At 59.6% G+C, this 12,194-nt stretch carries 11 protein-coding genes; 2 read left to right on the forward strand and 9 right to left on the reverse strand.

Annotated features, from left to right (window positions below; all coding sequences use genetic code 11):
• Nucleotides 1-17: 17 nt before the first annotated feature.
• The 9 genes from hpaB to hpaG form a co-directional block, all read right to left on the reverse strand.
• Nucleotides 18-1,580: a 4-hydroxyphenylacetate 3-monooxygenase, oxygenase component gene (gene hpaB / locus RY075_RS03585; RefSeq protein ID WP_045897426.1), complete on the reverse strand. Its 1,563-nt coding sequence runs from the start codon at nucleotides 1,578-1,580 to the stop codon at nucleotides 18-20.
• A 177-nt stretch (nucleotides 1,581-1,757) separates the two neighbouring features.
• Nucleotides 1,758-2,690: a 4-hydroxyphenylacetate catabolism regulatory protein HpaA gene (gene hpaA / locus RY075_RS03590; protein ID WP_048243487.1), complete on the reverse strand. Its 933-nt coding sequence runs from the start codon at nucleotides 2,688-2,690 to the stop codon at nucleotides 1,758-1,760.
• A 9-nt stretch (nucleotides 2,691-2,699) separates the two neighbouring features.
• Nucleotides 2,700-4,043, reverse strand: a complete 1,344-nt coding sequence (hpaX, locus tag RY075_RS03595; protein ID WP_003856603.1) for a 4-hydroxyphenylacetate permease — start codon at nucleotides 4,041-4,043, stop codon at nucleotides 2,700-2,702.
• A gap of 21 nt (nucleotides 4,044-4,064) precedes the next feature.
• Nucleotides 4,065-4,859 (reverse strand): 4-hydroxy-2-oxoheptanedioate aldolase, encoded by a 795-nt coding sequence (gene hpaI, locus RY075_RS03600; RefSeq protein ID WP_022650349.1) that lies wholly within the window; start codon nucleotides 4,857-4,859, stop codon nucleotides 4,065-4,067.
• 10 nt (nucleotides 4,860-4,869) lie between these two features.
• Nucleotides 4,870-5,673, reverse strand: a complete 804-nt coding sequence (gene hpaH, locus RY075_RS03605) for a 2-oxo-hept-4-ene-1,7-dioate hydratase (protein ID WP_003856601.1) — start codon at nucleotides 5,671-5,673, stop codon at nucleotides 4,870-4,872.
• 65 nt (nucleotides 5,674-5,738) lie between these two features.
• The gene (locus RY075_RS03610) at nucleotides 5,739-6,119 is read right to left on the reverse strand and encodes a 5-carboxymethyl-2-hydroxymuconate Delta-isomerase (RefSeq protein ID WP_003856599.1); all 381 of its coding nucleotides are present in this window, start codon (nucleotides 6,117-6,119) and stop codon (nucleotides 5,739-5,741) included.
• A 9-nt stretch (nucleotides 6,120-6,128) separates the two neighbouring features.
• A complete protein-coding gene (gene hpaD / locus RY075_RS03615) occupies nucleotides 6,129-6,980 on the reverse strand; it encodes a 3,4-dihydroxyphenylacetate 2,3-dioxygenase (RefSeq protein WP_003856598.1) in 852 nt (283 codons plus the stop codon).
• A gap of 2 nt (nucleotides 6,981-6,982) precedes the next feature.
• Nucleotides 6,983-8,449 (reverse strand): 5-carboxymethyl-2-hydroxymuconate semialdehyde dehydrogenase, encoded by a 1,467-nt coding sequence (gene hpaE / locus RY075_RS03620; RefSeq protein WP_003856594.1) that lies wholly within the window; start codon nucleotides 8,447-8,449, stop codon nucleotides 6,983-6,985.
• Entirely contained in the window at nucleotides 8,446-9,723 is a 1,278-nt protein-coding gene (gene hpaG / locus RY075_RS03625) for a 4-hydroxyphenylacetate degradation bifunctional isomerase/decarboxylase (protein ID WP_045331739.1), read from the reverse strand. The genes hpaE and hpaG overlap by 4 nt, the downstream gene beginning before the upstream one ends.
• Before the next feature lie 268 nt (nucleotides 9,724-9,991).
• Here hpaG and hpaR point away from each other — a divergent pair, with 268 nt between their 5' ends.
• Together hpaR and tsr are read left to right on the forward strand one after the other, a co-directional pair.
• Complete coding sequence (gene hpaR, locus RY075_RS03630; protein ID WP_003856591.1) at nucleotides 9,992-10,432, forward strand: homoprotocatechuate degradation operon regulator HpaR; 441 nt, start codon at nucleotides 9,992-9,994, stop codon at nucleotides 10,430-10,432.
• 83 nt (nucleotides 10,433-10,515) lie between these two features.
• Nucleotides 10,516-12,180, forward strand: coding sequence for a methyl-accepting chemotaxis protein (tsr, locus tag RY075_RS03635; protein ID WP_003856589.1), 1,665 nt, complete (start codon nucleotides 10,516-10,518; stop codon nucleotides 12,178-12,180).
• The last annotated feature ends 14 nt before the right edge of the window (nucleotides 12,181-12,194 follow it).

Raw genomic sequence — 12,194 nt, forward strand, 5'->3', positions numbered from 1 at the left:
TGAAACCTCCCGCTGCGTTATTTCAGCAGCTTATCCAGCATGTTGATATCAGTGTTGTCGTGCAGGTGCGGTACGGTCCAGCCGTGCTGGTCGTACTCGGACATGCAGCGGTCAACCATCGCCATCATCTTGTCCATGTTGCCGGAGCTTTGCGCCTGACGCAGGCATTGCAGGCGGATCTCATCCTGGCTACCGGAGTAGTTGATTTCGTACAGCTCGTGACGTCCGCCAAACTCGCTGCCGATGGCATCCCACATCAGTTTCAGAATCTTGATGCGTTCGACATGATCCATCCCGTTGGAGCCGCGCACGTACTTCGCCAGATACTGGTCGATCTGCGGGTTGTTCAGGTCCCGCGCGCTGGACGGCAGGTAGATCAGCCCGGAGGTCACGTTACGTTCGATGATGTTCTTGATCTTCGCATAGGCCATTGGCGCCATCACGCGGTAGGTCTGTAACGCCGCGTGGTCAGGCAGATACGCGCCGTTTACCCACGGCGTGGCTTCGGAGCACATGGAGTCGCTCAGCGCCCAGAACATGTTGCGCCACGCCACCACTTCGCCGAGATCCGCCTGCACGCCGCGGAACTCGAGGGTGCCGGTACACTCCAGCGACTTCTTCAGCAGAGCGGTGATGAAGTCGAGCTTCACAGCCAGACGCACGCAGGCCTGAAGCGGGTACATGCGGGCGAAGCCACCTTCCATCGTCCAGCGACGGCAGCGGTCGAAATCGCGGTAGATCAGCACGTTTTCCCACGGGATCAGCACATGATCCATCACCAGAATGGCGTCGTTCTCGTCAAAACGGCTGGAGAGCGGGTAGTCGTACGGGGAACCGGTCGCCCCTGCCACCATCTCGTAAGAGGCGCGGGAGATCAGCTTCACCCCTTCGGCATCCATCGGCGCGACGAACATCAGCGCGAAGTCCGGGTTTTCGCCCATCACCTGCGCAGAGCCGAAGCCGATCATGTTGTAATGGGTCAGGGCGGAGTTGGTGGCCACCACTTTCGCGCCGCTGACGATGATCCCGGCGTCGGTCTCTTTCTCCAGCTTGATGTAAACGTCTTTCACCTCGTCTGCCGGTTTATGGCGGTCGATCGGCGGGTTGACGATGGCGTGGTTAAAGTACAGGCCGGTTTCCTGAATACGTGTGTACCAGTTGCGGGCGTTCTGCTCGAACTGACCGTAGAAGGCAGGGTTCGCCCCCAGCGCGCAGCCGAACGCGGCTTTGTAGTCAGGCGTACGCCCCATCCAGCCGTAGCTCAGGCGCGACCACTCGGCGATGGCGTCACGCTGCTGGCGCAGATCGTCGGCGCTTTTTGCCACGCGGAAGAATTTATGAGTGTAGCCGCCGCTGCCGGTGTCCGTGCCCCAGCAGAGGGTATCCTGCATGTCTGGCTTGTGCAGGGCATCGTACATCTGGGCGATGGACGCCGCCGCATTGCGAAATGCCGGGTGGGTAGTGACGTCCTTAACGCGCTCGCCGTAGATATAAATCTCACGGCCATCTTGCAGGCTTTTTAAATACTCTTCACCGGTTAACGGACGTTTGGCATCAGCGCGGAAATCTTCAGGCTTCATAGGGACCTCGTATCGGAAGATGGTTGTTAAATTTATGTTTTGTTTTTGTTGTTTAATTGAAGCGTGAGAGGGGCGGAACGTGAAGGGACGATTGGGACAACGGCAGGTACTTTTCGCGAGAGATCACAGAGTGTGATTTCCCTCACCCTAACCCTCTCCCAGAGGGAGAGGGGACGGTTACTCTCTCTCCCTCTGGGAGAGGGCAGGGGTGAGGGGAACAGGCGACACCGGTACTTTCTGCGCCCGGTACGCGCTGGGTGAGCACCCCGTCAGTCGGTTAAAAAAACGGGCGAAATAGGCCGGATCTTTAAAACCCAGCTGCCAGGCAATTTCGCTCACTGTGCTGTCGGAAAACAGCAGCAGGCGTCTGGCTTCCCGCAGCTGGCGGTCGAAGATCAGCCGTTTCGGCGAGCGGTTGGCGAAGCGGCGACAGATATCGGTCAGGCGGGATTCGGTGAGATGCAGTTCGCTGGCGTATTCCGGCACCGTCCAGTGCTCGTGGTAATGAGCATCTGTCAGCTGGTTAAAGCGCTGAAACAGCTTCAGCTCACCGCGCATGCCGCCTGACGCGTGGTCGTCGAGCTTCGCGTTGCGCAGCAGCAGGGTAAAAACGGCCTGCGCCAGCAGGACCAGCGTATGCTCGCGACCGGGCAGCTGTTCCGTGGATTCCCGGGCAATCAGCTGCCAGTAGTGCTTCAGCGCCGTCAGCTCATCAGGCTTGTCGGCAAGCGACAGGCAGATCCCCGGCAGGCCGAACGCTTCCCGCGTGCCCGGGTAGAGCACTTCTAACAGCGGCCAGATGAGATCCTCGCGCACCGTCAGCACGTGGCCGTCGCTGTCGGATTCGGTGATAAACGCGTGCGGCACCGACGGCGGCGTCAGCACGAACAGCGGCGCCTGCACCGAGTAACGGTGGTCGTCGAGCTGGAGCTCAATCTGCCCGGTGTCGAGAAAATGCATCTGAAAATACTGGTCGTGGCGGTGCGCCTGCATGTCGCGGCCAAAAAAGGCCGCCATGCGGGCGAACGACTGGTAGTGCACATCGTCGGTGCCCAGACTTTCGTCGTACTCCTTGCTGATATCGATGTTGGTGATGGGGCTCTGACACATAGCGGCTCCTCAGTGGATCTTTTGCGCCGCGATGTCCGGCTCACGCTCAAGGCTTTCACGGCGCGTCATCGGAATGCGCGTCAGCACCAGCGCGCCCACCACCAGCAGACCTGCCACGAACCACAGTCCCGAGCTGAAGCTGCCGGTCGCGTCGCGCAAAATACCTATCAGCAATGGGCTGACGGCAGACCCGACGTTGCCGATGGCGTTGATTACCGCCAGCGCCACCGCGCGGGATTGCAGGCTAATAACCTGATCCGGCGTGGTCCAGAATATCGCCATGGCGGTAAACGATCCGGTTGAGGCCATGATGATGCCAAGCAGCTGGATCAGACTGTGATCGGTCGCCGAGGCCAGCATCCATCCCGCCGCTGCAAAAAGATACGGCAGGATAGTGTGCTTTTTTCGCTCTTTCAGCCTGTCGGAGCGGCGGCTCCACCAGATCATCCCGAGGATGGTGCAAAACTGCGGGATCGCCGCCAGCAGGCCAATCACGATATTGCTGCTGCCGGTGTTGAAGCTTTGCAGGATCTGCGGCGTCCAGATGTTGATCGCGCTCAGCGTATTCGTCAGGCAGAAGTAGGCCAGCGTGTAGAGCAGCACGGCGGGCGTCAGCACCTCGCGCAGCGTCGATCGCGGCGTGGCGGCATGCGCAATGGCCAGCTCCTGCTCGCGGGCGATCATCGTTTTGAGTGCCTGCTTTTCGTCATCATCCAGCCAGGTGGCCTGATCCGGGGTGTCGTTAAGGTAGAACCAGGTCACCACGCCGAGCACCACCGACGGCAGCCCCTCCAGCAGGAACAGCCACTGCCAGCCCTTAAGGTTCCACAGTCCGTCCATCGCCAGAATGTACCCGGAGAGGATCGAACCGAGCATCATGGTCACCGGCATGGCGATCATAAACAACGCGTTGGCGCGGGCGCGGTGATACGCCGGGAACCACCAGGTGAGATAGACCAGAATGCCCGGCAGGAAACCGGCTTCGGCAATGCCCACCAGCATGCGCAGGACGTAGAGCGTTTCGGGGCTGGTGGCGAACATGGTGCAGGTAGAGGCGATGCCCCACACCACCATGATCCCGGCGATCCAGCGGCGGGCGCCGATCTTCGCCAGCATGATGTTGCTGGGGATCCCGCACAGCACGTAGGTCACGTAAAACAGCGTCGCGGCCAGGCCAAACATGGTCGACGTGAGGCCCAGATCTTTGCCCATCGTCAGCCCGGCAAAGCCGATGTTGATGCGATCGAGAAACGAGAAGACAAACAGGATAAAAAGAAACACGATCAAACGACGGAACAGCTTATTAATAACGCGATGTTCAACAGCTTTATTGTGCAGGGTTGAGGTCGTCATGTTGCGCTCCACATCGTACGTTTAGTAGACGGATTTATTGTTATCAACTGCTGTGGTGACATCGGTAAAGCGGGCCGCCAGCGCTTCGGCGCTGCGGGCGAGCAGGGTGGTATCCACGCCGACCGCGACAAACAGCGCGCCGAGTTCAAGATAACGTTTTGCCAGTTGCTCGTTCGCCATCAGGATGCCGGGCGCTTTGCCCGCGCTGAGGATTTGGGCGATCGCCTGCTCTATGGCGGCCTGCACCTCCGGGTGCTGCGGATTACCGGCGAAGCCCATGTCGGCGCTCAGATCCGCAGGGCCGATAAACACGCCGTCCACCCCTTCCACGTCCAGGATCTGCGGCAGGTTTTTCAGCGCCTCGCGAGTTTCGATTTGCACCAGCACGCACATGGCGTCGTTAGCCTGATGCAGATACTCCGGGATGCGGTTCCAGCGCGACGCCCGCGCCAGCGCGCTGCCGACGCCGCGAATGCCGGCAGGCGGGTAGCGGGTGGCGCTGACAGCCAGACGGGCTTCGTCGGCGTTTTGCACCATCGGCACCAGCAGGGTTTGCGCCCCCACGTCCAGCAGCTGCTTGATCTGCACCGGATCGTTCCACGACGGGCGCACCACCGGCTGGCTGGGATAAGGGGCGATGGCCTGGAGCTGAGTCAGGATGGTTTGCACGCTGTTCGGCGCGTGCTCTCCGTCGATCAGCAGCCAGTCAAAACCGGCCCCGGCCAGTAGCTCAGCGCTGTAGCTGCTGGTCAGCCCCAGCCATAACCCGATTTGCGGACGGCCCGCCTTCAGCGCCGCTTTGAATGCGTTTTGCATGGTCATCTCCTTACACAAAGCGGCAGCTGATGGAGCCCATGTTGCCGTAGTCGACGTGGAAGGTGTCGCCTCTGCTGGCGGCAACCGGGCGGGTAAACGAGCCGCCGAGGATGATTTGCCCTGGCTCAAGCTGCACGTCGTATGGCGCGAGTTTGTTCGCCAGCCACGCCACGCCGTTCGCCGGGTGGTTAAGCACGCCTGCGGCGACCCCGGTCTCTTCGATCACGCCGTTGCGGTAAAGCAGGGCGGAGATCCAGCGCAGATCCAGCTCGTCGGGTTTAATCGGGCGGCCGCCGAGGATCACGCCCGCGTTGGCGGCGTTATCGGAGATGGTGTCGAACACCTTGCGCGGGCGCTGGGTTTCCGGGTCAACGTTATGGCAGCGGGCGTCGATCAGCTCCAGGGCGGGGATGATGTAATCCGTGGCGTTGTAGACGTCGAAGATCGTGCAGTTCGGGCCGCGCAGCGGTTTTGCCAGCACGAAGGCCAGCTCCACTTCGATGCGCGGGACGATAAAGCGATCCACGGGGATGTCGCTGCCGTCGTGGAAGAACATATCGTCCAGCAGCGCGCCGTAGTCCGGCTCGCTGATCTGCGAGCTGGCCTGCATCGCTTTGGAGGTAAGGCCGATCTTGTGGCCTTTCAGCACGCGGCCTTCGGCAATTTTCAGGCTCACCCATTCGCGCTGGACGGCGTAGGCGTCTTCAATGGTGATCTCCGGGTACTCCAGCGAGATCGCGCGGATCTGCTCCCGGGATTGTTCCGCCTGATGCAGACGGTGGGCGATCAGGGTATGGGTGTGTTTGTCGAGCATGGCGATATCCTGTTTTTATTTGTTTTCTCCCTCTCCCTGTGGGAGAGGGGACAGACCGTGCGGTGTTATTTAAACAACGCGTGCACGTTGTTTTGCTTGTAATTAAGCGTCGGGTGCAGCTCGTCCAGCTCGAACGAGAGCGCCAGATATCGGCCCGCCATTAGCTCTGCGAAGTGCGTTTTGATCAGCGCAAACAGCATTTCACCGACCTCTTCCCGGCTTTCCAGGCTGCGCCCCGCGCCGATCTTCAGCGTCATATGCACAAAGGCGTAATCGTGCTTACCGTCGGCCATCTGCCAGGTATCCAGCCAGTGGGCGCGGCTGCGGATGCCCCCGAGCGGGAAGATCCCCGTGGCGGCGAGCGCCTCGTTCACTTTGGCGAACAGACCCGGCAGGTCGGCCTGCTCGCGGATGTTGTTGGTACATTCAGCAATAAAGTGCGGCATAACGACTCCTTAGGCGGGCAGCGGGAAAACGGCGTTGACCTGGCCGGTGCCGGAGCTGGCGAACAGCTCGGTGAGAAACTCCACCTTACCGTCGTATTTGTCCCAGCCGAGCATCCCCAGCAGCATCACCGTGTCGTGCATGTTGCCCTCGCCGTAGCAGTAGTCGGCGTACTCCGGCAGCATGCTGCAAAACTCCTTGAACTGCCCCTCGCGCCACAGCTTCACCACGCGCTCGTCCATCTGGCGATCAAACTCGCGGGTGTAGCTGTTCATCCCTTCCTCCGCGCGCTGGTCGTCGATAAAGCGGTGCGACAGCGAGCCGCTGGCGAGCACCGCCACGGTGCCGTCGTATTTTTCGATGGCGCTGATGATGGCCTCGCCCAGCCTGCGGCTGTCGGCGAAGTCGTGAACCGTGCAGAACGCCGAGATGGAGACCACTTTGAAGTGCTTATCCGCGTTCATGTAGCGCATCGGCACCAGCGTGCCGTACTCCAGCTTGAGGCTCGGGATGTTGTGCGCCTTGGCGCGAACGCCAAGCTTCACCGCTTCGTCGGCAATCAGCTGGCCGAGTTCCGGGTTGCCGTCGTAGTCGTAGGTCATGTCGCGAATAAAATGCGGCAGCTCGTTGCTGGTGTAGACGCCTGAGAAATGGTCCGCACAGTTGATGTGATACGCGCTGTTCACCAGCCAGTGGGTGTCGAAGACGATAATGGTGTCGACGCCCAGCTCCCGGCAGCGCTTGCTAATTTCTTTATGCCCATCGATGGCGCCCTGGCGGCAGCCGTGGTTTTTGCCCGGCAGTTCGGAGAGATACATCGACGGCACGTGGGTGATTTTTGCCGCTAACGCTAATTTGCCCATTTTCAGATCCCCCACTTTGGAATCGGATGGTCGCCCATGGAGATGCAGACGTTCTTCATCTCCGCGAAGACCTCGAAGCTGTACTCGCCCCCCTCGCGGCCGGTGCCGGAGGCCTTCACGCCGCCAAACGGCTGGCGCAGGTCGCGCACGTTCTGGGTGTTGACGAACACCATACCCGCTTCGATGTTGCGCGCCAGACGCAGCACTTTGCTGACGTCCTGGGTCCAGATGTACGACGCCAGGCCATACTCCACGTCGTTCGCCAGGCGCAGCCCTTCCGCTTCGTCCTTAAACGGCAGCAGGCAGGCCACCGGCCCGAAGATCTCTTCCTGCGCCACGCGCATGCGGTTATCGACATCCGCCAGCACGGTCGGGCGCAGGAAGTTGCCGCCTTTCAGGTGCGCAGGCAGATCGGTCGGTTTGTCCGGGCCGCCCGCCAGCAGGGTTGCCCCCTCTTCAATGCCGAGGCGGATATAGCCGGAGACTTTTTCCCAGTGCTGCTGGCTGATGAGCGCGCCAATCTGGGTGTTCGGATCGGTCGGGTCGCCCACGCGCAGGCGGTTGGCGCGCTCGGCAAAGCGTTTGACGAACTCCGGGTAGATGCTCTGCTGGATGAAGATGCGCGAGCCGGCGGTGCAGCGTTCGCCGTTGATGGAGAAGATGGTGAACAGGGCGGCGTCCAGCGCGCGCTCGATGTCCGCGTCTTCAAAAATCAGCACCGGAGATTTGCCGCCCAGTTCCATAGAATACTTCTTCAGCCCGGCGTTTTTCATGATGTTACGCCCGGTGGCGGTGCCGCCGGTGAAGGAGACGGCGCGCACGTCATGATGACGCACCAGCGCGTCGCCCGCCGTGGCGCCATAGCCCTGCACCACGTTGAGCACGCCCGCCGGAATGCCCGCTTCGAGGGCCAGCTCGCCCAGACGGTCGGCGGTCAGCGGGGAGAGTTCAGACATCTTCAGCACCGCGGTGTTACCCAGCGCGAGACAGGGCGCGACCTTCCAGGTGGCGGTCATAAACGGCACGTTCCACGGCGACACCAGCGCGCAGACACCCACCGGCTGCACCAGGGTGTAGTTGAGCATCTTGTCGTCGACCGGGTAGGTTTTGCCGTTCATCTGCTGGCACACCTCGGCGAAGAACTCGAAGTTGTGCGAGGCGCGCGGAATGAGCACGTTTTTGGTCTGGTGGATCGGCAGGCCGGTGTCGGCGGTCTCCATCGCGGCAATGTCCGGCACGTTCTGGTCAATCAGATCCCCCAGGCGACGCATCAGGCGCGCACGCTCCTTCATCGGCAGGTTGGCCCATTTCGGGAACGCCTCTTTGGCGGCGGCAACGGCCTGATGGATTTCGGCTTCGCCCCCGGAGGCTACTTCAGCCAGCACCTCGCCGGAGGCCGGGTTAGTGGTTTGGAAGTACTCACTTCCGGCGACGTTTTTCCCGTTGATCCAGTGGTTAATCTTTTTCATTTTGCAGTCTCCTCACTGACAATTCGGTTTACCAGACGGCCTACGCCCTCCACTTCCACCACCACTTCATCGCCCGGTACCACGTCGGACAGCCCCTTCGGCGTGCCGGTGGCAATCATGTCGCCCGGTTGCAGGGTCATGAAATCGCTCAGATACGCAATCAGGAATGGGATGCTGAAAATGAGATCGGCGGTGGTGCCTTCCTGACGCAGTTCACCGTTAACGTAGGTGCGAAGACGAAGGTTGTGCGGGTCAGGGATGGCTTCTTTTGGCACCACGTTCGGGCTGATAGGGGTCAGCCCGTCGCGGCTTTTCACCCGCAGGTTTGGGCGATAGTAGTTTTCGAGATAATCGCGGATGGCGTAATCGTTGCACACCGTGTAGCCCGCAACATAGTCCATCGCCTCGGCTTCGCTGACCTTACGCGCGGTTTTACCGATGACCACCACCAGCTCGGCTTCGTAATGCATGTATTCAATGTTGTTTGGGCGCACCGAGGTCTGGTTGTCGCCATTAAAGGTGTTCGGCGCTTTGATAAACACCAGCGGCTCGGTAGGCGGTTTGAAGTCCAGCTCGCTGGCGTGATCGGCGTAGTTCAGGCCGAGTGCGAACAGCGTGGCGTGCGGCGGCGTGCGCGAAGCAATGGTAACGTCGCGTTCCACTACCACCGGGTTTTCCAGCGGCGGAAATCCCTCTGCCAGAATGCGTACCCGATCGCCCGGGCGAATTTCGACACGGCTTTGTGGGGTACCGAGCAATATCGCATCGCCGGGGTTCAGGGTGGCAAATTCGCTCAGCGCGCTCAGCAGTTCGGCGGCGTTGCGGTGCAGATCGGCCGTGTTCCAGTGGTCCGCTTCGCGACCGTTGATCTCGGTGATGATGGTCAGGTTGTCCACGTTATCAACGGCGACAGGTTCGCCGAGCGGGCAAAATCCATCCCGACATTTGGCCTTGATCGCCGGACGGTAGAAGCTCTCTTCCGGCAGGCTGATTTCGTTGGCCAGCGCGTAGCCAGCGATGTACGCCGCCGCCTCTTCAACGCGGACTTTGCTGGCGGTTTTGCCCACCACCAGCGCCACCGTTGCGCCGCTTAACACGGTTTCTCCCTGTGGGAAGGGAATCGGCTCGCCTGCGCGAATAACGGTGTTATGTGGCTTGATAAACCACACCGCCGTTTTTGGCGGCGCGTTATAGGGGGCTTTTTCAAACGCCTCAGCCCAGGCTGCACGCTGGCTTTGGTGGTTTAGCGCTACGGCAAAAACAGTACCTTTCATTCCCATACTCCTCAAACCGGCTGTCCGGTTTTGATTTCATTAATATGTTAATGATCTGGTTTTATGCTTTTGCTGTTCGTTTCGCAATCAGAAGTGAATAATTTGTGATATGAATAACAATAAATTTACATAAATGAGTTAATTATCTTTTAATTCAATGGATTAAAAAAATTGCGTTGTTTCTGTTAGACTTTTTGGGTTACAACGTGTTGTCTATAAAAGCATCTGTTTTAAATTGTTTACTTGTTAATGATGTAAGGGGAAGGTGATGCATGACTCATTAACCATCGCGCTGTTGCAGGCGCGTGAAGCGGCGATGGGCTACTTCCGCCCGATAGTGAAGCGGCATAATCTGACCGAGCAGCAGTGGCGTATCGTCCGCGTGCTGGCCGAGCATCCCTCCATGGATTTTCACGATCTGGCGTTCCGCACCTGCATTTTGCGCCCAAGCCTGACCGGCATTCTGACGCGGATGGAGCGCGACGGTCTGGTGCTGCGCTTAAAGCCGGTGAATGACCAGCGCAAGCTGTACGTATCGCTGACGAAAGAAGGCAACGCGCTGTACCAGCGTGCTCAGGCTCAGGTGGAAGAGGCGTACCAGCAGATTGAGGCGGAATATACCCCGGAGAAGATGACGCAGCTCACGGCGCTGCTGGAAGAATTTATTGAACTTGGAAACCGACATATTGCCGCGCGGGACGAAGAGTAAAAACCCTAAATTCCAGGATGATTTTCGTAAAGTTTTCCCTTTCCAGGCCGAAAATTCTGTATCTGTCTGAGGAAAGAGAAAACATGTTAAATCGTATCAAGATTGTCACCAGCTTACTGCTGGTTTTAGCGATATTTGGCCTTTTACAACTCACATCCGGTGGTCTTTTCTTCAATGCCCTGAAGCATGACAAAGAGAATTTCACCATCCTGCAAACCATTCGCCAGCAACAATCCACCCTGAACGGTAGCTGGGTGGCGCTGCTGCAAACCCGTAACACTCTGAACCGCGCGGGTATCCGCTATATGATGGATCAGAACAATATCGGTAGCGGCTCAACCGTCGCCGAGCTGATGCAAATTGCCTCTGCGTCTCTGAAACAGGCGGAAAAAAACTGGGCGGATTACGAAGCGCTGCCGCGCGACCCGCGTCAGAGCGACGCTGCGGCACTGGAAATCAAACGTAATTACGATATCTACCACGGCGCGCTGGCCGAGCTGATCCAGCTGCTGGGGGCGGGCAAGATCAATGAGTTCTTCGACCAGCCGACCCAGAGCTATCAGGATGGCTTTGAGAAGCAGTACGTCACCTATCTGCAACAGAACGACGCGCTGTATCAGACCGCGGTTGAAGACAGCAACAGTTCTTACCGCCAGGCTATCTGGGTGCTGATTAGCGTGCTGGCTGCGGTGCTGGTGGTGATTGTTGCCGTCTGGCTGGGTATTCGTCAGGCGCTGATTTCGCCGCTGAACCGTCTGATTGACAGCATTCGTCATATCGCCAGCGGCGACCTGGTGAAGCGCATCGACGTGGAAGGCTCCAACGAGATGGGGGAACTGGCTGACTCCCTGCGCCACATGCAGGGCGAGCTGGTGCGTACCGTGGGTGACGTGCGTAACGGCGCAAACGCCATTTACAGCGGTGCGAGCGAAATCTCGATGGGCAATAACGATCTCTCATCCCGTACCGAACAGCAGGCTGCCTCTCTGGAAGAGACCGCCGCCAGCATGGAACAGCTGACTGCCACCGTGAAGCAGAACGCCGAGAACGCCCGTCAGGCGAGCAACCTGGCCCTGAGCGCGTCTGAAACCGCGCAGAAAGGCGGCAAGGTGGTGGATAACGTGGTGCAGACCATGCGCGATATCGCCGGCAGTTCGCAGAAAATCGCCGATATCATCAGCGTGATCGACGGGATTGCCTTCCAGACCAATATTCTGGCGCTGAACGCGGCGGTAGAAGCGGCGCGTGCGGGCGAGCAGGGCCGCGGCTTTGCGGTGGTTGCAGGTGAAGTCCGAAACCTGGCGCAGCGCAGCGCCCAGGCGGCCCGTGAGATCAAGAGCCTGATTGAAGACTCCGTGGGGCGCGTGGAAATTGGTTCAACGCTGGTGGAAAGCGCGGGTGAAACCATGGGTGAGATCGTGAATGCGGTAACGCGCGTGACGGACATCATGGGCGAAATCGCGTCTGCGTCTGACGAGCAGAGCCGCGGTATCGACCAGGTTGGGCTGGCGGTGGCTGAGATGGATCGCGTGACCCAGCAGAACGCCTCGCTGGTGGAAGAGTCTGCGGCGGCGGCCGCGGCACTGGAAGAGCAGGCGAGCCGTCTGACGCAGGCTGTTGCGGTGTTCCGTATTCAGCAGGAACAGATGAAGGCGCGCGAGTTCGCCTCCGCGAAAAGCGTTGCCGCTCCGGTAGTGGCGCGTAAACCGGCGACCGCAGATGCGGGCGATAACTGGGAAACGTTCTGACGCTGTGCGTTTTG

It is taken from the genome of Enterobacter sp. JJBC (assembly GCF_036936505.1).
In the GTDB taxonomy this organism is placed as follows: domain Bacteria; phylum Pseudomonadota; class Gammaproteobacteria; order Enterobacterales; family Enterobacteriaceae; genus Enterobacter; species Enterobacter hormaechei_C.